The 22198-nt window shown below is 58.7% G+C and carries 19 protein-coding genes; 11 read left to right on the forward strand and 8 right to left on the reverse strand.

The window, feature by feature from the left end:
* The first annotated feature begins 2 nt into the window (after nucleotides 1-2).
* The 4 genes from URZ40_RS05640 to iolB are packed head-to-tail and all read left to right on the forward strand — an operon-like array spanning nucleotide 3 to nucleotide 4789.
* Entirely contained in the window at nucleotides 3-1136 is a 1134-nt protein-coding gene (locus tag URZ40_RS05640) for a Gfo/Idh/MocA family oxidoreductase (RefSeq protein WP_320719993.1), read from the forward strand.
* Nucleotides 1137-1148: 12 nt separating this feature from the next.
* Nucleotides 1149-3053 carry a 5-dehydro-2-deoxygluconokinase gene (iolC, locus tag URZ40_RS05645; protein ID WP_320719994.1) on the forward strand — a complete coding sequence of 635 codons (1905 nt, stop codon included), beginning with the start codon at nucleotides 1149-1151 and terminating at the stop codon, nucleotides 3051-3053.
* Between the two features lie 11 nt (nucleotides 3054-3064).
* Entirely contained in the window at nucleotides 3065-3955 is an 891-nt protein-coding gene (gene iolE, locus URZ40_RS05650; RefSeq protein ID WP_320719995.1) for a myo-inosose-2 dehydratase, read from the forward strand.
* Nucleotides 3956-3964: 9 nt separating this feature from the next.
* The gene (gene iolB, locus URZ40_RS05655) at nucleotides 3965-4789 is read left to right on the forward strand and encodes a 5-deoxy-glucuronate isomerase (RefSeq protein ID WP_320719997.1); all 825 of its coding nucleotides are present in this window, start codon (nucleotides 3965-3967) and stop codon (nucleotides 4787-4789) included.
* Between the two features lie 89 nt (nucleotides 4790-4878).
* Here the strand turns inward: iolB and URZ40_RS05660 are convergent, their stop codons facing one another.
* Complete coding sequence (locus tag URZ40_RS05660) at nucleotides 4879-5622, reverse strand: alpha/beta hydrolase (protein WP_320719999.1); 744 nt, start codon at nucleotides 5620-5622, stop codon at nucleotides 4879-4881.
* Nucleotides 5623-5633: 11 nt separating this feature from the next.
* The gene (locus URZ40_RS05665) at nucleotides 5634-6095 is read right to left on the reverse strand and encodes a DUF6130 family protein (protein WP_320720000.1); all 462 of its coding nucleotides are present in this window, start codon (nucleotides 6093-6095) and stop codon (nucleotides 5634-5636) included.
* 211 nt (nucleotides 6096-6306) lie between these two features.
* On the opposite strand from URZ40_RS05665, the gene URZ40_RS05670 reads away from it, so the two are divergent.
* Complete coding sequence (locus URZ40_RS05670) at nucleotides 6307-7032, forward strand: SDR family oxidoreductase (protein WP_316380681.1); 726 nt, start codon at nucleotides 6307-6309, stop codon at nucleotides 7030-7032.
* Here the strand turns inward: URZ40_RS05670 and URZ40_RS05675 are convergent.
* Nucleotides 7029-8201 carry an MFS transporter gene (locus URZ40_RS05675; protein WP_320720001.1) on the reverse strand — a complete coding sequence of 391 codons (1173 nt, stop codon included), beginning with the start codon at nucleotides 8199-8201 and terminating at the stop codon, nucleotides 7029-7031. The two genes, URZ40_RS05670 and URZ40_RS05675, sit on opposite strands and share 4 nt — an antisense overlap.
* Before the next feature lie 97 nt (nucleotides 8202-8298).
* Between URZ40_RS05675 and URZ40_RS05680 the strand changes: the two genes are divergently transcribed.
* Nucleotides 8299-9189, forward strand: a complete 891-nt coding sequence (locus URZ40_RS05680) for a LysR family transcriptional regulator (protein WP_320720002.1) — start codon at nucleotides 8299-8301, stop codon at nucleotides 9187-9189.
* Here URZ40_RS05680 and URZ40_RS05685 read toward each other — a convergent pair.
* Nucleotides 9186-9356: a YfgG family protein gene (locus tag URZ40_RS05685; RefSeq protein WP_162874990.1), complete on the reverse strand. Its 171-nt coding sequence runs from the start codon at nucleotides 9354-9356 to the stop codon at nucleotides 9186-9188. The two genes, URZ40_RS05680 and URZ40_RS05685, sit on opposite strands and share 4 nt — an antisense overlap.
* Nucleotides 9357-9727: 371 nt before the next feature.
* On the opposite strand from URZ40_RS05685, the gene URZ40_RS05690 reads away from it, so the two are divergent.
* Complete coding sequence (locus tag URZ40_RS05690) at nucleotides 9728-11968, forward strand: EAL domain-containing protein (protein WP_320720003.1); 2241 nt, start codon at nucleotides 9728-9730, stop codon at nucleotides 11966-11968.
* Between the two features lie 4 nt (nucleotides 11969-11972).
* Here URZ40_RS05690 and ppx read toward each other — a convergent pair whose 3' ends face one another.
* The 4 genes from ppx to purM all read right to left on the reverse strand — a co-directional run bounded on the left by ppx (nucleotide 11973) and on the right by purM (nucleotide 17458).
* Nucleotides 11973-13511, reverse strand: a complete 1539-nt coding sequence (ppx, locus tag URZ40_RS05695) for an exopolyphosphatase (protein WP_320720004.1) — start codon at nucleotides 13509-13511, stop codon at nucleotides 11973-11975.
* A 3-nt stretch (nucleotides 13512-13514) separates the two neighbouring features.
* Nucleotides 13515-15575 (reverse strand): polyphosphate kinase 1, encoded by a 2061-nt coding sequence (gene ppk1, locus URZ40_RS05700; RefSeq protein ID WP_163330562.1) that lies wholly within the window; start codon nucleotides 15573-15575, stop codon nucleotides 13515-13517.
* 207 nt (nucleotides 15576-15782) lie between these two features.
* On the reverse strand, nucleotides 15783-16424 hold the full coding sequence (gene purN, locus URZ40_RS05705; protein ID WP_163330561.1) for a phosphoribosylglycinamide formyltransferase: 642 nt from the start codon (nucleotides 16422-16424) through the stop codon (nucleotides 15783-15785).
* Nucleotides 16421-17458, reverse strand: coding sequence for a phosphoribosylformylglycinamidine cyclo-ligase (gene purM, locus URZ40_RS05710; RefSeq protein WP_008501643.1), 1038 nt, complete (start codon nucleotides 17456-17458; stop codon nucleotides 16421-16423). Before purM ends, purN begins: the two co-directional genes overlap by 4 nt.
* A 266-nt stretch (nucleotides 17459-17724) precedes the next feature.
* Here purM and URZ40_RS05715 point away from each other — a divergent pair, with 266 nt between their 5' ends.
* From URZ40_RS05715 to URZ40_RS05730, 4 genes are all read left to right on the forward strand, one after another.
* The gene (locus URZ40_RS05715) at nucleotides 17725-19155 is read left to right on the forward strand and encodes a 6-phospho-beta-glucosidase (protein ID WP_320720006.1); all 1431 of its coding nucleotides are present in this window, start codon (nucleotides 17725-17727) and stop codon (nucleotides 19153-19155) included.
* Between the two features lie 216 nt (nucleotides 19156-19371).
* Nucleotides 19372-19998, forward strand: a complete 627-nt coding sequence (gene upp / locus URZ40_RS05720) for a uracil phosphoribosyltransferase (protein ID WP_008501641.1) — start codon at nucleotides 19372-19374, stop codon at nucleotides 19996-19998.
* A gap of 86 nt (nucleotides 19999-20084) precedes the next feature.
* Nucleotides 20085-21374: a uracil permease gene (gene uraA / locus URZ40_RS05725; protein WP_163330559.1), complete on the forward strand. Its 1290-nt coding sequence runs from the start codon at nucleotides 20085-20087 to the stop codon at nucleotides 21372-21374.
* 97 nt (nucleotides 21375-21471) lie between these two features.
* On the forward strand, nucleotides 21472-22173 hold the full coding sequence (locus tag URZ40_RS05730; RefSeq protein ID WP_211438414.1) for a DnaA inactivator Hda: 702 nt from the start codon (nucleotides 21472-21474) through the stop codon (nucleotides 22171-22173).
* Nucleotides 22174-22198 lie beyond the last annotated feature (25 nt).

The following is a 22198-nucleotide window of genomic DNA, read 5'->3' on the forward strand; positions in this document are numbered from 1 at the left end:
CGATGAAAGAGGTTCGTATTGGATTAATTGGCACCGGGTATATCGGCAGGGCGCACGCTATCGCCTATGCCCAGGCCCCGACGGTGTTCAACCTGCGCGGCAGGCTGGTGCGCGAGATGGTAGCGGAAGTCACGCCGGAGCTGGCGGCAGAGCGCGCGCGGGCGTTTGGCTTCAACCGTTCCACGGGCGACTGGCGGGCGCTGGTGGCCGACCCGGCCATTGACGTGGTGGATATTTGCTCACCTAACCACCTGCATAAGGAGATGGCGCTGGAGGCGATCCGCCACGGCAAGCACGTCTACTCGGAGAAGCCGCTGGCGCTTAACGCCCACGACGCGCGCGAGATGGTCGACGCCGCGAAGCGGGCCGGTGTGAAAACGCTGGTGGGGTTCAACTACATGAAGAACCCGACGGCGCAGCTGGCGAAGGAGATTATTGCCCGCGGCGAGATTGGCGAAGTGATCCACTTCTACGGCACCCACAACGAAGACTATATGGCCGACCCGCGCGCTCCCATTCACTGGCACTGCTTTAAAGAGACCGCCGGGCTGGGCGCACTGGGCGACCTCGCGGCGCATATCGTCAATATGGCCCAGTACCTGGTGGGTGATATCGAGCAGGTCTGCGGCGATCTGAAGATCGTGGTCCCTGAACGCCCGGCAAAGGCCGGATCGTCAGATATGATTGCCGTTGAAAACGAGGATCAGGCCCACGCGATGGTGCGTTTTGCGGGCGGGGCGCAGGGCGTGATTGAAACCTCCCGCGTTGCCTGCGGCCGCAAGATGGGGCTGTCGTACGTCATCACCGGGACGAAGGGCGCCATCAGCTTCACCCAGGAGCGCATGGCCGAGCTGAAGCTCTATCTGCATGACGATCCGGTGAACCGTCAGGGGTTCCGCACGCTGCTCGTCGGCCCGGCGCACCCGGACTACGCCGCGTTCTGCATGGGCGCGGGCCACGGGATTGGCTTTAACGATCAAAAAACGGTGGAGGTGCGCGACCTGGTGGACGGGATTGCCGCCGACGCGCCGATGTGGCCGGACTTCGAAGAGGGCTGGAAGGTGTCGCGCGTGCTGGACGCGATTGCGCTCTCGCACCGGGAAGGCCGCTGGCTGAACGTGAACGACATTGTCTGATGAGGTATCAACGTGGAAAAGCAGTTTGATGTGATATGCATGGGCCGCGTGGCGGTAGACCTCTACAGCCAGCAGATTGGTGCCCGCCTGGAAGATGTGTCGAGCTTCGCCAAATACCTCGGAGGATCCTCCGGCAACGTGGCGTACGGCACCGCGCGCCAGGGCCTGCGCTCGTCGATGCTGGCGCGCGTTGGCGATGAACATATGGGCCGCTTCCTGCGGGAAGAGCTCAGCCAGGTGGGCTGCGATACCAGCCATCTGATTACCGATAAACAACGCCTCACGGCGCTGGTGCTACTTGGCATTAAAGACCGGGACACCTTTCCCTTAATTTTTTATCGCGATAACTGCGCGGATATGGCCATTACGGCCAGCGATGTGGACGAAAGCTACATTGCCTCCGCACGTTGTCTTGCCATCACCGGGACTCACCTTTCTCATCCGCAGACCCGCGAGGCGGTGCTGACGGCGCTGGGCTATGCCCGCCGTCACGGCGTGCGCACGGTGCTGGACATCGACTACCGTCCGGTGCTGTGGGGGCTCACCTCCTTAGGCGACGGCGAAACGCGCTTTATCGCCGCCGATAAGGTCACCCGCGAGCTGCAGGAGGTGCTGCACCTCTTCGACGTCATTGTCGGCACCGAAGAGGAGTTTCACATTGCAGGCGGCAGCAAGGATACCCTGCAGGCGCTGGGGCAGGTGCGCGCCGTCAGTCAAGCCACGCTGGTCTGCAAGCGCGGCGCGCTTGGCTGCTCGGTCTATACCGACGCCATTCCGCCCCGGCTGGACGACGGCCTGACGGTCACCGGCGTGCGCGTGGAGGTGCTGAACGTCCTCGGCGCGGGGGACGCGTTTATGTCCGGCCTGCTGCGCGGCTACCTGAACGACGAGGGCTGGGAGCAGGCGTGCCGCTATGCCAACGCCTGTGGCGCGCTGGTGGTCTCGCGCCACGGCTGTGCCCCGGCGATGCCGAGCAAAATCGAGCTGGATGACTATCTTTCCCGCGCCGCGAACGTACCGCGCCCGGATCTCGACCCGCGTCTTAACCATCTCCACCGGGTGACCACCCGCCGCCGCGAATGGCCGGAGCTGTGCGTAATGGCGTTCGATCACCGCAGCCAGCTTGAGGATATGGCGATGCAGTGCGGCGCGTCGCTTAAGCGCATTCCGGCACTGAAGCAGCTGATCCTGCAGGCCAGCCGCGAGGCGGCGAGCCGCGCCGGGCTGGAGGGCAAAGCCGGTCTGCTGTGCGACGGCACCTTTGGTCAGGACGCGCTGAACGCGATCACCGGGGAAGGATGGTGGATTGGTCGCCCCATCGAGCTGCCGGGCTCCCGGCCGCTGGAGATGGAGCACGGCAACATCGGCACCCAGCTTATCAGCTGGCCGCAGGAGCACGTGGTGAAGTGTCTGGTCTTCTTCCATCCGGAAGATGCCCACGGCCTGCGCCTGGAACAGGAGCAGAAAATTGCCGAGGTGTACCACGCCTGCTGCCGGTCCGGGCACGAGCTGCTGCTGGAGGTGATCCTGCCTGCGACCATGCCGCGCAGCGACGAGCTCTACCTGCGCGCCATCTCCCGCTTCTACAACCTGGGCATCTACCCGGACTGGTGGAAGCTGCCGCCGCTTTCCGCCGACGGCTGGACGGCGCTCGGCGAGATTATAGACCGCCGGGACCCGCACTGCCGCGGGGTGGTGATCCTCGGCCTGGACGCCCCGGCAGAACAGCTGCGCGCCGGCTTCAAAGCCGCAGCGGGGCAGCCGCTGGTAAAAGGCTTCGCCGTGGGGCGCACGCTGTTTGGCGATGCCTCCCGCGCATGGCTGAAGCACGATATTGACGATGCGCAGCTGGTGGCGCGCATCCGGGACAATTACCTGCAGCTTATCGCCTGGTGGCGCGAGCGCGGACACGCATAATGGAGACGACAATGAGTGTGCAATTAGGCATTAACCCGCTGACGTGGACGAACGACGATCTGCCTTCCCTCGGCGCGGAGACGTCGCTGGAGACCTGTCTGAGCGAAGGGAAAGAGGCCGGTTTCGCCGGCTTCGAGCTGGGCAACAAATTCCCGCGCGAAGCGCGCCTGCTTGGCCCGATTTTGCAGCGCCACGACCTGCAACTGGTCTCCGGCTGGTACTCCGGTCGCCTGCTGGAGCGCAGCGTGGAGGAGGAGATTGCCGCCGTGCAGTCCCACCTGACGCTGCTGCGTGAGCTGGGGGCAAAGGTGCTGGTCTTTGCGGAGGTGAGCGGCTGCATTCACGGCGAGCAGCAGACGCCGGTGCATCTGCGCCCGCGCTTCCCGCATGAGCGCTGGAAGGAGTACGGCGAGAAGCTCACCGAATTTGCCCGCTACACCCAGCAGCAGGGGGTGCAGATTGCCTACCATCACCATATGGGCACGGTGATTGAGTCCGCCGAGGACGTGGACAACCTGATGGCCCACACCGGCGACGAGGTTGGACTGCTGCTGGATACCGGCCACCTGACCTTTGCCGGGGCCGACCCGCTGGCGGTAGCGCAGCGCTGGGCGTCGCGCATCAACCACGTTCACTGCAAAGACGTGCGCGCCGACGTGCTGGCGGACGTCAAAAACCGCAAAACCAGCTTCCTCGATGCGGTGCTGAGCGGCGTGTTTACCGTGCCGGGCGACGGCTGCGTCGATTACCCGCCGATTATGCGGCTGCTGAAGGCGCAGGATTATCACGGCTGGCTGGTAGTCGAGGCGGAGCAGGATCCGGCGATCGCCCATCCGCTGACCTACGCCCGTCTGGGGTACAACAACCTGAGCCGCCTGGCGCGCGACGCCGGACTGATTTGAGGAGGGGACATGTCACGTCTGTTATCACGCTGGCAACAGCCGAACGCAGAGGGGCGAACCCAGTCCGTGACGCCGGAAAGCGCGGGGTGGGGCTACGTCGGGTTTGAGGCGTATGAGCTGCTGGAGGGGCAGACGCTGACGCTGCCCGCCGTCAGGGAAGAACGCTGCCTGGTGCTGGTCGCCGGGCGCGCCTCTATCACCACTCCTTCCGCGCAGTTTAACGATATCGGCGAGCGGATGAGCCCCTTCGAGCGCATCAAACCGTGGGCGGTGTACGTCACTCCGCAGGAAACGGTGCAGGTGAAGGCGCTGACGAAGCTTGAGCTGGCGGTCTGCGCCGCGCCGGGCAAGGGCACGTATCCGACGCGGCTGATAGCCCCGCAGGACATCGACGCCGAGGCGCGCGGCAAGGGCCACAACCAGCGCTACGTGCACAACATTCTGCCGGAAGACAAACCGGCTGACAGCCTGCTGGTGGTGGAGGTATGGACTAACGAGGGCTGCACCAGCTCGTACCCGAGCCACAAGCACGACACGGATAACCCGCCTCAGGAGACATATCTGGAGGAGACCTACTACCATCGCCTCAATCCGGAACAGGGGTTCTGCATGCAGCGGGTCTACACCGACGACAGAACGCTGGATGAGTGTATGGCGGTCTACAATCGCGACGTGGTGATGGTTCCGAAGGGCTATCACCCGGTGGCGACGATGGCCGGGTATGACAGTTACTACCTTAATGTGATGGCCGGCCCGGTGCGCAAATGGATGTTTACGTGGGAAAAGGACCACGCGTGGATTAATCATGATTATCCCGCGGATGGCGGGGGTTGAGACGGCCTTTTTTGTCGGGCGGCGCTGCGCTTACCCGACCTACGAAATCGTAGGCCCGTGCAAGCGTAGCGCCGCCGGGCGAATTGTCCTCAGTGCATCCGCCTCGCCTGCTCAATCGTCCGGGCGATGGCCTCCGGTTGGCTTACCATCGACACGTGGCTCGCCGCCACCTCGGCGGTTTTCGCATGGATCGTCTTCGCCATGGCGCGCTCAAGCTCCGGGTTGATCATTCGGTCATTCTTGCTGACCACAAACCAGCTTGGTTTATCATGCCACGCCGCGTGGGTGACCTTTTCACCAAACGCATCGGCCTTAATTGGCCCCTGCGTGGCCGCGATAGCGTTTTGTTCTTCTGGCTTCACATCCGGCGCGAAGTCCTTCCTGACGGCTCCTGTCGGCAGGAATAAATAGCCGTCAGCCGTTTTGGCAATGCCCGCGCTGCCCGGTGGTGCAGGGTAGCTTCCTGCCAGATCTGCCGTCGACTGGCCGGAATCCGGCGCGAATGCCGCCACATACACCAGCGTTTTTACCCGCGCATCGTTACCCGCCTCGCTAATCACGGTGCCACCCCAGGAGTGGCCCACCAGAACCACGTCACCCTGCGCACGGGCGATGGCCCGCTTTGTGGCCGCAACGTCATCCTTAAGCGAGGTGAGCGGGAGCTGGACGGCAATCACCTCATCGTGCTGCTTCTGCAGCAGGGCGATCACCTTATTCCAGCTGCTGCCGTCGGCAAACGCGCCGTGCACCAGCACAACGCTGGTTTTACTTTGTGCAAAGGCGCTGGCGGAAAAGGCCAGCAGGCCCGCCGTCACTACAGACAGTGCTTTCATCTTCAGACTCCTTAAAAATGGTGGACCGCCGCGTGGGGCGGAACGGTGAATTCAATGGTTTTGTGATCGAGCGGCTTGTGCGTCGGGTCGGCCAGGATAATCGTTACCTTGTGCTTGCCGGCGGGCAGTCCCACCAGGATCACCGGCTCGCCGCTGGCGTCAGCCCAGTGCCACGGCGCGCCGTCCACCACCACGTGAATGTGTCCGATACGCGGGGTTACCTTGAGCGCCTCGGGGCCGAACACCGGTTCGATGCGCAGGTTTTCGGCCCGGTACTGAATAAACACCGCGCCTTTGCTCAGCGGGCCAGCGAGCGGGGGATCGACGATCAGCCTGGCGGGCGGCTGCGGGTGTTCCAGCGGCGCAACGGCGGCAGGGCCGTTAACGTCGGCGGCGCTGAGGCCGCTCAGGGGGGCAGCGCAGACGGAAGACGTCAGGGCGAGCACAGGAAGTAACAGATGCTTGCGAATCATTTCGGTATCTCCTCGTGGGTAATGTCACGAGAGACAGCAGACCATTTTTATGTATCGCGTCTGTTTGCTTATGCGGGATTTTTGTATCGACGCGTAAGCCTGGTGGGAGAGATACAGTGCGATACATTCTGCCCGGGCACAGCAGGACGTTTGCTGGCATGGTGTCTCCAGGCGCATCCATCGGGTGCGGAAACTAACCGGAGAAAACATGATGAATAGTCAAAAAGTCGCTTTGGTTTTCGGCGGGGCGCGTGGTATTGGCGCGGCTATTGCGGCGCGGCTGGCGAAGGAAGGGTATCGCGTTGCCGTGACGTGGGTATCAGGCCCGGATCGGGCTAATGCGCTTGTCTCATCCATTGCTGATGCGGGCGGGCAGGCGCTGGCAATTAACGCGGATAGCGCGGATGCTGCCGCTATACAGGCTGCGGTTGATACCACAGTTAGACATTACGGCAGGCTGGATGTCGCCGTAGTGAACGCAGGCGTACTGCGGCTGGGGATGCTTGAGGAATACTCGCTGGAAGATCTGGATGCCACGCTGTCGGTGAACGTGCGCGGCGTTTTCCTCTCCATTCAGGCGGCGGTAAAAGGGATGGCGGAAGGCGGAAGAGTGATCACCATTGGCAGCAACACCGCAGTGCGGACCGGGCATGCGGGAAGCAGCGTTTACGCAATGAGTAAAGCCGCGGTGGCTGCGATGGTGCAGAACCTGGCGCTGGATCTGGCACCTAAGCGGATCACTATTAACAATATCCAGCCCGGCCCCATCGCCACGGATATGACGGCCGGAATGGCGGAGCAGATCGTGGCGCATATCCCTTTGCAGCGCATCGGGCAGCCGGACGAGATCGCATCGCTTGCCGCATGGCTTGCTGGCGAGGAGTCCGGATATATGACGGGGGCGAGCCTGACAATTGACGGTGGCTTTGTGCTCTAGTCGCTCAGGGCTGGGAGGCCCTGTTGCTGTTGCGATCTCAACATACTTACGGCCAGGCCCGCGATAATTAACGTCAGGCTCATCGAAAACCACAATGTGCCCGTAATACCCAGCGTTTTATTCAGCCATGCAAAGGCAAACGGAGAAGCTGCGGCCATCAGCTGCCCCGGGATGAGAAGCATTCCTGTACGGCTGGCGTAACGTTCCGCGCTGAACAGCTCCAGCGGCAGGGTCGCTTTGATAATGGTTACCAGCCCGTTAATTGCGCCATAGCCCAGCACAAATCCGGCGGCACACCAGACAAACAGGGTGCTGCTCAGCCCGATGAGAAAACAAAGCGGCATGGCAATGGCAGTAAAAAGCGTAAGTTTTAAAGGGGTTAAGCGTGCTCCCGCCAGCACCTCCATAAAGCGTGCGCCCGTCTGGCCGATCCCCCACAGCATGCCGACCGCGACCGGCAGGCCGAAACTGGCGATAAACTCGGGGAGGTGGGTAGAGGTCCCGCTTGAGACAAAGGTAATGAGCGCAATAAAGGTCGCATACAGCCAGCTGTTACGCCTGTCTTGGGGCGAGACCGGCGCGCTCGCTTTTGGCTTCACCACAAAGCGCTGACGCGGGAAGTGGCGAAGAAGCAGGGCGCTCAGTAATCCGGACAGGGCGTAGATCTTCAGCGCGTCCTGCCATGCCATCACATTGAGTAAAGCCTCTCCCAGCGGCCAGAAGACGGCGGACGCCAGCCCGCCCATCAGCGTAATACGTGAGATGGTCCCGCGTGCCTGCTGGCCGTAAAGGTTAACCAGCGCGGCGAACAGTGCGTCATACAGCGACAGGCGCATCCCGAGGCCGCACAGTAGCCAGGCGCAGTACCAGCCAGACAGCGTCCGGGTATACGCCATACCGGCGCAGCTTGCAGCAATCAGCAGCGTTCCGCCCATCACCACCCTCTGTCCGCCAAAGCGCGCCAGCAGACGGGCGACGTAAGGGGAGACCGCCGCCATCACCAGCATCGCCAGCGTCAGGCCGAGGTAAATCTGCGGTGCTGACCAACCCCGGTCGGCTGAAATCGCCCGCGCAAATGTGCCGGGCATATAAAATGAGATCCCCCAGTTGAGGAGTTGATGACATCCGGCAGTGAGGGCAAGGCGACGAGGCAGGGCAGGTGTTTCCATTGTTTTTCATTCCGTTATGCAGTTGTCCTGAGCATAGCGAGCGCGGTATTGTGCTGGCAGGCCTGCAACCTTATGCGCTGTATAAGAGAAACTTTGAATGACGACGCTTAACCTCGGCTATCTCGCGACGTTCCGCCTGGCGATCCAGCGCGGCAGCTTTTCGGCGGCGGCGGATCTGCTGGGCATTTCCCAGCCCGCGGTCAGCATGCAAATACGCCAGCTGGAGCAGTTTCTGCAAACGCGGCTGGTGGAACGTACCGGGCGGGGCATTAAGGCCACGGCGGCCGGAGAGGCATTGCTGGCGCACGGGGAGCGCATTCAGCAGGTCGTGGACGAAACCCTCCTGTCCGTGAGCGCGTTCAGCCACGATGTCAGCGGGACCATTACCCTTGGCACGGGGGCGACGGCCTGCATCCATCTTCTACCGCCCCTGCTGGAACAGCTGCGCCGCGACTATCCGCTCCTGCGGGTGGGCGTAACAACGGGCAACACCCTCGATATCGTCAGGGCCATCGAAGAGAACCGTCTTGATATGGGGCTGGTGACGCTGCCGGTGAGCGGCAGAGCGCTGGACGTTATGCCGGTGATGGACGAGGAGTTTGTTTTTATCGCGGCGCAGGAGCAGCAGGATGCTTTCCGGGAATTAACCCCACAGGCGCTCCATGCTCAGCCGCTGATTGTCTTTGAGTCAGGCAGCAGTACGCGGGCGCTGATTGATGGCTGGTTTGCGGCCAATGGGTTAGCGATCGCGCCGGTGATGCAGCTTGGCAGCATTGAGGCGATTAAGCGTATGGTTCGCGTGGGGCTGGGCTACAGTATCGTTCCGCGAATGGCGGTTGAGCATGACGCTGACCGTGAAGGGCTCTGCGTCATGTCGCTCACGCCCATGCTGCAGCGGCAGCTGGCCATCGTGATGCGGCAGGATAAGATCCTCAGCAAAGGGATTGCCGGGATTATTCGGCTGGTGCAAGACACTGCGGCGGGCTAGCGGTCAGCGGCGTCGACGTTCAGGCTGGACTGCTGTGACTGGGTTTTGTCCTGATGGTGATACCAGGCGCCGATGGAAGAGTAAACGAAGCGGCCAAAGAAAAACAGAAAGCTGATGAGCAGTATGATGCGGGTCATTCGGGTGTTAAAACGGTGTCGTTTGCGCATACGCGTGGCCTGACTCACTCTCTTTTTTCCTGGGCATGCCCTTTTGGGCGACGGTGATATTAAGGCACAGCGGAAAGAGAGGGTCAATTCCGCCATGTGTAAATAACCGTCAACGTATACATTAATTATTGTTATTGAAATTAATAATTGCATTTACCATATTGATAATATGAAGAAAATTATTTCAAAAAAACGCTGTGCAAGGCTTATTTGCGTAAAATAGTTTGATTTATGTCAACGGATTCCCGGCCCTGATATTTAAAATCCCTCCTCCATACCGTTCGCCCTGCATGTCGTCGGGCGGCGCCAGGTCAGGTTGGATGCCTGTCTTTATTTTCCCTCTGGAGAAAAAGGGGTTTAACCGGGCATCTATGAATATTTTCGCTTTCCTGAAAAACAATAAACACCGCTGGTGGGCATTGCCGCTTATTTTACCGGTGGTTTTACTTCCCGTACTGAGCGTGGCGAATACGTTCACGCAGCTGGGCGACGGGATAGTGGCACTTTATTATTTACCGCTCTCGTTTTTGCTTTCGCTGATGATGTTTTTTGGTCCTGGAGCTCTTCCCGGGATCGTGTTGTCGCTGTTTATCCGCTATTACCCGTCGGTCGGGATGTTTGAAACCGTTGCAGGCGTGCTCCATTTTATCGTCCCTTTAGTGCTGAGCTGGGGCGGCTACCGGGTGTTTGCGCCCAGACGCAATATGACGGCGTACGGCGACGTACGGTTGATGGCGCAGCGCATCTTCTGGCAGGCCTTCTGTCCCGCGACGCTGTTTCTGGTGCTGTTCCAGTTTGCGGTGTATCTGGGCGTATATGAGAGCCGCCAGAGCCTGGCGGGGCTTAACCCCCTCAATATTCGCACGCTGATCAACTATCAGGCCTTGCTGGTCAGCGGCCTGACGGGCGTGCCGTTAAGTTATCTGCTGATCCGCCTGATTCGTCATCCGCGCTATCTCAAAAGCCTCGTCTCGCAGATCCGTACCCAGATAGACAAAAAGGTGACGTTCGCTGAGTTTCTGATTTGGGCCATTGCGCTTGGCGGGCTGCTTTCGCTGCTGCTGCTCCCGATGAATGAAAACAGTTCGATTTTCACCACTAACTACACCCTGTCGCTGCTGATGCCGGTGATGCTCTGGGGCGCGATGCGTTTTGGCTATAAGCTGATTTCGATTATCTGGATCCCGATCCTGCTGGTCTCTATTCACTATTTTTACCGCTATATCCCTGTGAACCAGGGGTACGACATTCAGCTGGCGATCACCTCTTCCAGCTATCTGGTCTTCTCGTTTGTGGTGATTTACATGTCGATGCTGGCGACCCGGCAGCGAGCGGTGAACAAACGCGCCCGCAGGCTGGCGCTGCTCGACCCGGTCCTGCATATGCCTAACCTGCGCGCGCTCTCGCGCGCTCTGGCGAAAAACCCCTGGTCGGCGCTCTGTTTACTCCGCGTTCCGGAGCTGGAAATCCTGGGCCGTAACTATGGCGTGTTACTGCGTATTCAGTACAAACAGCAGCTGGCGCAATGGATTAATGGCACGCTCCAGCCCAATGAGCAGGTCTATCACCTGACGGGCTGTGACATGGCGGTTCGCCTTAACGCCGAATCGCACCAGCAGCGGATTGAAACCCTGGACGAGCACATCAAGCAGTTTCGCTTTGTCTGGGACGGCATGCCGCTGCAGCCGCAGGTGGGCGTGAGCTACTGCTATGTGCGTTCGCCGGTTAACCACCTCTATCTGGTGCTGGGTGAGCTGGGCGTGGTTGCCGATCTGTCGCTCTCCTCTAACCACCCGGAAAATCTTCAGCAGCGCGGAGCCGTGCATATGCAGCGCAGCCTGAAGGATAAAGTCGCGGTGATGAGTCGCCTGCAGCGTGCGCTGGATAGCAACGCATTCACGCTGCTCGTTCAGCCCGTGCGCGGCCTGCGTGGCGATAGCTATCACGAGGTCCTGCTGCGGATGACAGACGCAAACGGACTGTTGATCTCCCCTGAACAATTTCTGCCGATAGCCCAGGAGTTTGGCCTCTCTTCGCGGGTGGATTTGTGGGTGCTGGAGCATACGCTGCGCTTCCTTGCCGCGCATCGCGAACGGCTGCCCGGCCAGCGCTTTGCCATTAATCTGGCCCCTTCAACGGTGTGTCGGGTGCAGTTCCCGCTTGAGGTGAGCCGCCTGCTGGTGAAATATGCCATTGAGCCGTGGCAGCTGATCTTTGAAGTCACGGAGTGCAGCACCTTCTGCAACGCGGAGCAGGGGCTCCACATTCTCCGGCAACTGCAGAACATGGGGGTGCGCATTGCGATTGATGATTTCGGTACCGGGTATGCGAGCTACGCGCGGCTGAAAAGCGTGGATGCGGACATTCTCAAAATAGACGGCGACTTCATCCGTAATATCGTCAACAACAGTCTGGATTACCAGATTGTGGCGTCTATCTGCCATCTGGCGCGCATGAAGAAGATGCTGGTGGTGGCGGAATATGTCGAGACCGAAGAGATACGTAGCGCGGTTCACGCGCTAGGTATCGATTATGTGCAGGGCTATCTGATTGGCAGACCGGCACCGCTTGAGTCACTACTGGAAGCTGAGGCGTCCACCGCGGACGCCTGAGCCGTTACGCGGCGACGTCGGCGCTCTCTTCCTCGATTTTGAGCATCCAGCCGGTGACAGCTTCCCAGTACTGCTGCTCTTTTTCCAGGTCCAGCAGGACCAGCGCGTTCTGGCTAAACCAGTCGTGCGGGAAGCTCAGCGTCCAGTGGTGATCGTCGGTTTTCAGCTTCAGCGTCGGCGGCGTGGTGGTCGCCTGCCGCTGATTATTCAGCAGCACGCCCAGACGCAGAAGCTGAATTAACGGCAGGAACTGCTTTTTCTTAAACAGCGTGAAGCGCGGCAGATCGTCGAGCTTGATGGCTTTGCGGTGATAGCGCACCAGGGTTGCCATCATGCTTTGCTGCTCCTGGTTGAAGCCGGGCAGATCGCTGTTTTGCAGAATATAGGCCGAGTGGCGGTGCATCCCGCTGTGGTTGATGTTCAGCCCCACTTCGTGCAGCATCGCGGCCCATTTCAGCAGGGCGGCAAGCTGCGGGTGCGCGAGCTTGGGGTTCTGCTCCTGCCACTGTTCGTACATCTGCACCGTGGTTTCCAGCACGCGCTTCGCCTGCTCGCGGTCGATGTTGTACTGGTTGGCCAGGCTCTGGGCGGTGCGGCTGCGAATATCCTGATGACGGAAGCGGCCTTCCATCTCATACAGCACCCCCTCACGCAGCGCGCCGTCGGAGAGGCGCAGCTCTTTAATCGCCAGCGCGTCGAATACGCCGCAGAGAATAGCCAGACCCGGCACGAAGACTGCCTTACGCTCGTCGGAAAGCCCCGGCAGGCTTAAGGCGTCAAAACTTTTATGCTTCAGCACCTCTTCAGTCAGCAGGGTCAGGCGTTCAGGCGTGATAAAGCCGTCTTTTTCACCCATCGCAAGCAGCACCTCATGCGCCGCCTTGATGGTGCCCGACGCGCCCAGCGCCACGTTCCAGCCCTGAATGCGGTACTGCCAGGCCAGGTTTTCCAGCTTCTGGATCGCAGCCATTTTCGCCCGCTGGAAGTTCTCGCGGGAGATGGTGCCGCCCGGGAAGTACATCTGCGCGAAGCTGACGCAGCCCATACGACGGCTCTCCACCAGGCGAGGCTCAAAATCTTCGCCGATCACCAGCTCCGTTGAGCCACCGCCGATGTCGATCACCAGCTTGCGGCCTTTTTCCGGCTGGGTGTGTTCAACGCCCATGAAAATCAGACGCGCTTCCTCATTACCGGAGATGATCTCAATCGGGTAGGGGATCACTTTTTCGGCCCGCTTGAGGAACTCCGGCGCGTTCAGCGCCTGGCGCAGAGTGTGGGTGCCCACGATGCACACGCTGGAGGGCGAGAAGCCCTGCAGGCGTTCAGCAAACAGCGACAGGCAGTTCAGGCCGCGCTCCATCGCCTCTTCGCTGAGCATGCTGCGCTCATCAAGCCCATCCGCCAGGTGTACGCGCTGCTTCAGACGACCGATGATCTGCAGCGCGCCATCCACCTCACGGGCGATGACCATGTGAAAACTGTTAGAGCCAAGATCGACCGCGGCGAATTCCTGCGGGCGTGGGGTCTTATCATTTATCGGCATAGGTTAATCGGGTTGCTCGAGTGATTTGATATAGTCGTAAATCGCCAACTGTGACCGCACTTTACGGCGATTGCCGCGCGGTACGTAGCGGTTACTGAGTTCTTTGTCGATATAGCGCGCTTTTACCGTATCGCTGAACAGGATCTCGATAATGTCGAGGATACGCTGTTTCAGACGCGGATCCAGCAGCGGGGTTGCGACTTCAATTCGATAGTCAATATTGCGCGTCATCCAGTCTGCCGAAGAGAGATAGACCTGTTTATCGCCCGCATTATCGAAAATATAGACCCGATCGTGCTCCAGGTAGCGGTCAACGATGCTGATAACGCGAATATTGTCGCTAATGCCTTCCAGTTCGGGGATAAGCGAGCACATGCCGCGGATCAGCAGGTTAACCGGCACACCGGAGCTGGACGCTGCATAGAGCCTGTCCACCAGTCCTTTGTCGACCAGGTTGTTAAGCTTCAGCGTGATGCCGGACGACAAGCCTTTCTGGGCATTGGCGATCTCTTTATCGATCATATCGTACAGCAGGCGGCGCGAGTTCTGCGGGGAGACCAGCAGATAATCGAAGCTTACCGGGCGGTACGGGTTTTCGATAAAGTTAAAGACCCGGCGCACCTCGTTAGTGATGCGGGCATCGGCGGTCAGCAGCGAGTAGTCGGTGTAAATCCGTGCGGTTTTTTCGTTAAAGTTCCCGGTGCCGATGTGGGCATAACGCACCACGTCGTCGCCCTCTTTGCGCGAAATCAGGAACAGCTTGGCGTGAATTTTCAGCCCCGGCGCGGAGAAGATCACGTGCACGCCCGCTTCCGTCAGACGGCGCGCCCAGTGAATGTTTGCCTCTTCGTCGAAGCGCGCCTGCAGCTCAACCACCACGGTCACTTTTTTGCCGTTGTGCGCCGCGTGGATCATCGCGTCGATGATGCGGGAATCTTTTGCCACGCGGTAGATGTTGATTTTGATCGCCAGCACGCTCGGGTCGAAGGAGGCCTGACGCAGCAGCTCCAGCACGTGCTCAAACGTGTGATACGGATAGTAGAGCAGCACGTCGCGCTCGCGAATGGCGTCGAACCCGTTGCGGAACTTATCGAACCACAAATGGCGCAGTCGCGGCAGCGGCTTGTTCACCAGATTGGCTTTGCCGACGTTCGGGAAGCCAATAAAGTCTTTAAAGTTGTGGTAACGGCCACCCGGCACGATGGAGTCATAGCGCGAAATGGTCAGTTTCTCGCGCAGCATCTCCACCATGGCGTCCGGCATATCGCGCTGGTAAACAAAGCGCACCGGCTCGGCCGTCAGGCGCTGTTTCAGGCTGGAGGACATTAGCTCCATCAGGCTGGCTTCCATCTCGTGCACCAGGTCATATTCGGCGTCACGGGTCATCTTCATCGAGTAGGCGTTTAAGGCATCGTAATCGAAGAAGCCTTTGAAGATGTCGTCCAGACAGTAGCGCAGGATGTTGTCCAGCAGGATCATCGGCTTGCGTCTGCGCGGGGTCTCCGGCGGCAGGTTCACAAAGCGCGGAACCTTATCGGACGGGATCTCCAGCAGGGCGTAACGGATGGATTCACCGCGAATAATTTCCACCGCCAGGTAGGTATAGTCATCCTTGAGGAACTGCACCAGGTCGGTTTCGCGGTTGATGAGAATCGGGGTAATGTGCTGGCGCAGGTAGTGTTTAAAGTAGTGACGCAGCCAGCTTTGTTGGTTAACGGAAAGCTGACGTTCGTTAATCAGGAAGATTTGATTGCGCGCCATCTCCAGCAGCAGTTCGTTATACAGGCCGTCAAATTCCTGATCGGCTTTCAACACGCGGGACTGGATTTTGCCCAGCAGATGCCGCGAGTGCGAGTTTAAGCCCTGTTCTTCGCTGATGATGATCCGTCTTTTCAGCTCGGCAAAGCGAACCTTGTAGAACTCATCCAGGTTGTTGGAATAAATGCCTAAAAAACGCATGCGTTCGATCAGCGGGTTACTTTTGTCTGCCGCTTCCTGGAGTACACGTTCGTTAAATGCTAACCAGCTTAGCTCTTTCTCGATATATAACTTTTCCTGACCCATTACAGCTCACACTCCAGTTCAATCACAGGACGTGGTAAATCCGTCTCGTCCTTATTATGGCGAGCATTTCCACGATATGTCCAACAGTGCCAGAAAAGTATGACAGTTATTTTTTTTGTTGGGGATTTTAGCGGGTTGGGGGAGGGAATATCGGGGAATGCAATGTACAGGTCGGGTAAGCGCAGCAGCGCCACCCGACATAACAAACTACTCTTCCGCCGCATAGCCCTGCGGGGGTAACTTCACGCCGTCCAGCCAGGCCGCGCCGTCGCGCATCTCCAGACGCCCGTCGACAAACCAGCTCACCACCAGCGGGTAAATGGCATGTTCCTGGGCCTGCACGCGGTCGGTCACGTCTTCTTCGCTGTCGCCGTCAAAGACCGGGACTTTCGCCTGCAGGATAACCGGGCCGCCGTCCAGCTCGTCGGTGACGAAATGGACAGAAGTGCCGTGCTCCTCGTCGCCGTTTTCCAGCACCTGACGATGGGTGTGCAGGCCGGGATATTTTGGCAGCAGGGAAGGGTGGATATTCAGCAGACGACCGGCGAAGTGTTCGACGAAGGCCGGGCTCAGAATACGCATATAGCCCGCCAGCACGACCACGTCTGGCGCGTAGGCATCAATCTCATGCACCAGCTCGCGGTCAAAGGCTTCACGCCCGGCGAACTGGCTGGCTTCCAGCGCGTGCGCAGGAATGTTCGCTTCCCGCGCGCGCTCAAGGCCGAACGCGTCGGCCTTGTTGCTGAAAACTGCCCGAATGGTGCCATTGATTTTCTTCTGTTTGCAGGCGTCTATGATTGCCTGCAAATTGCTTCCGTTGCCGGAAATGAGCACCACGATGTTTTTCATTCAATGACCACACGCTGTTCGGAATCGGAGGCTTTAATCGTACCGATTTTCCACGCGTTTTCACCTTTCTCTGTCAGCAGCTTAACCGCTTTATCCGCTTCGCTTGCCGGCAGGGCGATAACCATGCCCACGCCGCAGTTAAAGGTGCGGTACATTTCGTGAGAGCTCACATTCCCTGCGGTCTGCAGCCAGTTAAAGACGGCCGGCCACTGCCATGAGGATTCGTCGATCACCGCCTGGGTGTTGTCCGGCAGGACGCGCGGGATGTTTTCCCAGAAGCCGCCGCCGGTCAGGTGGGCGATAGCGTGCACGTCAACGTTCTCAATCAGTTCCAGCACGTTCTTCACGTAAATACGGGTTGGCGCCAGCAGGTGGTCGGCCAGCGGTTTGCCGTCCAGCTCGGTGGTCAGCGGGTCGCAGCCGCTCACTTCGAGGATTTTACGTACCAGAGAGTAACCGTTAGAGTGCGGGCCGCTGGAGGCCAGTGCGATCAGCACATCGCCATCGGCCACTTTGCTGCCGTCGATAATTTCTGATTTTTCTACTACGCCGACGCAGAAGCCCGCGACGTCATAATCTTCGCCGTGGTACATGCCCGGCATTTCAGCGGTTTCACCGCCTACCAGCGCACAGCCGGACTGCAGACAGCCTTCGGCGATACCGTTAATGACGCTGGCTGCGGTATCCACATCCAGTTTGCCGGTCGCGTAGTAATCGAGGAAGAACAGCGGCTCTGCGCCCTGAACCACCAGGTCGTTCACACACATCGCGACCAGATCGATACCGATCGTGTCGTGACGTTTTAAATCCATCGCCAGGCGCAGCTTGGTGCCTACACCGTCAGTACCCGAGACCAGAACAGGTTCACGATATTTTTGCGGCAGCGCGCACAGTGCGCCGAATCCACCCAGACCACCCATCACTTCCGGGCGGCGGGTTTTCTTCACCACACCTTTGATTCGGTCAACCAGCGCATTACCTGCGTCAATATCAACACCGGCATCTTTGTAGCTGAGAGAAGTTTTGTTGGTCACGGCTTAAATCCCCACGCGATTGCATAGCTAGTAAGAAAAATCGGCGCAATTCTAACAGTCCAGGCAAACGTTTGCGAGCCTATTCTGGACGTGGAGATCTTTTTTTCTGCATAGCCTGTAAATGCAGCCAAACTTGACTCCGTTCACGAAAATGAAACCGGTTTCTGAGAACTGCTTGCAACGGATATCTCCTTTGCACATCATCGAAATGAAACCGGTTTCTGTAATTGTTTTTGCAGAAAATAACGCAGAATGAGGGAAAGCGAATGTCAGGATTTAAAGCAGATTTTCTGTGGGGTGGGGCCGTGGCGGCACACCAGCTTGAGGGCGGCTGGAAAGAGGGCGGCAAGGGCGTAAGCGTGGCCGACGTCATGACCGCGGGCGCGCACGGCGTACCGCGTGAAATCACCAACGGCGTTCTGGAGGGGAAAAACTACCCTAACCATGAGGCCATCGATTTCTACCACCGCTATAAAGATGACATCAAACTCTTTGCCGAGATGGGGTTCAAATGCTTCCGTACCTCCATCGCCTGGACGCGCATCTTCCCGAAAGGCGACGAGCTTGAGCCGAACGAGGCGGGCCTGAAATTCTATGACGATCTGTTCGACGAATGCCTGAAGTACGGCATTGAACCGGTTATTACGCTTTCCCACTTTGAGATGCCTTTCCACCTGGTCACGGAATACGGCGGCTGGCGCAACCGTAAGCTGATTGACTTCTTTGTCCGCTTTGCGAAGGTCGTTTTTGAGCGCTACCAGCATAAAGTGAAGTACTGGATGACCTTTAACGAGATCAACAACCAGGCCAACTTCCACGAAGACTTTGCGCCGTTCACCAACTCCGGGCTGAAATATGCGCCGGGTGAAGACCGCGAGCCGGTGATGTTCCAGGCCGCGCACTATGAGCTGGTGGCCAGCGCCCTGGCGGTGAAGGCGGGGCGCGAGATTAACCCGTCGCTGCAGATCGGCTGCATGATTGCCATGTGTCCCATCTATCCGCTGACCTGCGCGCCGGACGACATGATGATGGCGATGAACGCCATGCACCGCCGTTACTGGTTCACCGACGTGCACGTGCGCGGCAAGTATCCACAGCATCTGCTCAACTACTTTGAACGTCGCGGCTTCGCGCTGGATATCACCGAAGAGGACAAAGCGGCGCTGACGCAGGGCTGCGTTGATTACATTGGCTTCAGCTACTATATGTCCTTCGCCACCAAGGCGACGGCGGATAACCCGCAGTTGGACTACGACGAGAGTAAGAGCCTGGTCTCCAACCCTTACGTGCAGAAATCCGACTGGGGCTGGCAGATTGACCCGGTGGGATTGCGCTACTCCCTGAACTGGTTCTGGGATCACTACCAGCTCCCGCTGTTTATCGTTGAGAACGGCTTTGGCGCAATCGACGTGCAGGAGAGCGACGGCACGGTGAACGACCAGTACCGCATTGATTACCTGGCCGCTCACATCCGCGAGATGAAAAAAGCGGTGGTAGAAGACGGCGTGGATCTGATGGGCTACACCCCGTGGGGCTGTATTGACCTGGTGTCTGCCGGTACGGGCGAAATGAAAAAACGCTACGGCTTTATCTTTGTTGATAAAGACAATGAAGGTAACGGCACGCTGAACCGCAGCAAGAAGAAATCGTTCGACTGGTATAAGCAGGTGATCGCGAGCAACGGCGATAACCTGTAATTGTCGGGTGGCGCTAACGCTTACCCGACCTACACTACACGTAGGCCCGCGTAAGCGTAGCGCCACCGGGCAGAACCTCACACTTAAGCCGGAGACCTGTCTCCGGTTTTTTGTCTTTGCTTGATCCCTGTCAAGCAACATGGGTATGGCGCAATCCGAAAAAAGCGGTATAATCCCGCGATTTTTTTGCGGATGCCACCTCAGAGGAGAAAGAGAATGAAGATTGTGGAAGTGAAACACCCACTCGTTAAACACAAGTTGGGCCTGATGCGTGAGCATGACATCAGCACGAAGCGTTTTCGCGAACTGGCTTCTGAAGTGGGCAGCCTGCTGACCTACGAAGCGACCTCTGATCTGGAAACAGAAAAAGTGACCATCGAAGGCTGGAACGGCCCGGTGCAGGTTGAGCAGATCAAAGGTAAGAAAATTACCGTTGTGCCTATCCTGCGTGCCGGTCTCGGTATGATGGAAGGCGTACTGGAGCACGTCCCAAGCGCGCGCATCAGCGTGGTCGGTATCTACCGTAACGAAGAGACGCTGGAGCCGGTACCTTATTTCCAGAAGCTGGTCTCTAACATCGACGAGCGTATGGCGCTGGTGGTTGACCCAATGCTGGCGACCGGCGGTTCAATGATCGCCACCATCGACCTGCTGAAAAAAGCGGGCTGCAGCAGCATTAAGGTGCTGGTTCTGGTGGCTGCACCGGAAGGGATCGCGGCGCTGGAAAAAGCGCACCCGGACGTTGAGCTGTATACCGCCTCTATCGACCAGGGGCTGAACGAGCACGGGTACATCATCCCGGGGCTCGGCGATGCCGGCGATAAGATCTTTGGTACGAAATAATCGAATAACGATAAATAAGCCGACTTTGATAGTCGGCTTTTTTTTGAATAAAACACCAACAACGATACTACACAGAGGAAAACACTATGACGCGCCGTGCTATCGGGGTGAGTGAAAGACCGCCGCTTTTACAGACTATCCCGCTTAGTTTGCAGCACCTGTTCGCCATGTTTGGCGCAACCGTGCTGGTGCCAATCCTGTTTCACATTAACCCGGCTACCGTGCTGCTGTTCAACGGCGTCGGTACGCTGCTGTACCTCTTTATCTGTAAAGGCAAAATCCCGGCGTATCTCGGGTCCAGCTTTGCTTTTATCTCACCGGTGCTACTGTTGCTGCCGCTGGGTTATGAAGTCGCGCTGGGCGGCTTTATCATGTGCGGCGTGCTGTTCTGCCTGGTCTCCTTCATCGTGAAGAAAGCGGGTACCGGCTGGCTGGACGTGATGTTCCCGCCTGCGGCGATGGGCGCTATCGTTGCGGTCATCGGTCTGGAACTGGCGGGCGTGGCGGCGAACATGGCCGGCCTGCTGCCTGCGGACGGCCAGTCGCCGGATTCCAAAACCATCATTATCTCGCTGGTAACCCTGGGCGTGACGGTGTTTGGCTCCGTGCTGTTCCGCGGCTTTATGGCGATTATCCCGATCCTGATCGGCGTGCTGGCGGGCTATGCGCTCTCCTTCGTCATGGGCGTGGTGGATACCACCCCGATTGCTCAGGCACCCTGGTTCGCGCTGCCAACCATCTACACCCCGCGCTTTGAATGGTTTGCTATTTTCACCATTCTGCCTGCCGCGCTGGTGGTGATTGCCGAGCACGTTGGTCACCTGGTGGTGACGGCGAACATCATTAAGCGCGACCTGATCCGCGACCCGGGGCTGCACCGCTCCATGTTTGCCAACGGTTTCTCGACTATCATCTCCGGATTCTTCGGTTCCACGCCAAATACCACTTACGGTGAAAACATCGGCGTGATGGCGATTACCCGCGTCTACAGCACCTGGGTTATCGGCGGCGCGGCGATCATCGCCATTCTGCTCTCCTGCGTGGGCAAGCTGGCGGCAGCGATCCAGATTATCCCGGTTCCGGTGATGGGCGGCGTTTCCCTGCTGCTGTACGGGGTGATCGGCGCGTCCGGTATTCGCGTGCTGATTGAATCCAAAGTGGATTACAGCAAAGCGCAAAACCTGATCCTGACCTCCGTCATCCTGATCATCGGCGTGAGCGGTGCGAAGGTGCATATTGGCGCGGCCGAGCTGAAGGGCATGGCGCTGGCGACCATCGTCGGTGTGGGCCTGAGCCTGATTTTCAAGCTGATCTCGGTGATCCGCCCGGAAGAGGTGGTGCTGGACGCTGACGAAAGCGAAAAAGCGCCACATTGATCCTTTAACCGGGTGGACGATCCGCCCGGTTCTCTCCCGGCTGGTTCCGTGTTAAACTCATCGCCGATTTTATGTAAGATCTCTGGTTGAGGTATTTCTGAACGGACCGGCACAGCTCTCTCTGCCACTTTATCTCCCTGACGACGAAACTTTCGCGAGTTTCTGGCCGGGTGATAACCCCTCTTTACTGGCTGCACTGCAAAACGTGCTGCGCCAGGATCACAGCGGATACATTTATATCTGGTCACGCGAAGGCGCGGGGCGCAGCCACCTGCTGCATGCCGCCTGCGCGGAGCTTTCGGCCCGCGGTGACGCGGTAGGCTACGTGCCGCTGGATAAACGTACCTGGTTCGTGCCTGAGGTGCTGGAGGGAATGGAACATCTCTCGCTGGTCTGCATCGATAATATCGAATGCGTGGCGGGGGACGAGCCGTGGGAAATGGCGATCTTCAACCTCTACAACCGCATTCTGGAGTCGGGAAAAACCCGGCTGCTGATCACCGGCGATCGACCGCCGCGACAGCTGAATCTGGGGCTGCCGGATCTGGCGTCTCGTCTGGACTGGGGGCAAATCTACAAGCTCCAGCCGCTGTCGGATGAAGATAAGCTTCAGGCGTTACAGCTGCGCGCAAAGCAGCGCGGCTTTGAGCTGCCGGAAGACGTGGGCCGTTTCCTGCTCAAGCGTCTGGACCGCGAAATGCGCACCCTGTTTGATACGCTCGATCAGCTCGATCGCGCCTCGATTACCGCCCAGCGCAAGCTGACCATTCCGTTTGTGAAAGATATTCTCAAGCTGTAGTTATGCCGGGTGGCGGCTACGCCTT

Source organism: Enterobacter sp. 296B2 (assembly GCF_034106185.1).
Lineage (GTDB): Bacteria > Pseudomonadota > Gammaproteobacteria > Enterobacterales > Enterobacteriaceae > Enterobacter > Enterobacter cloacae_N.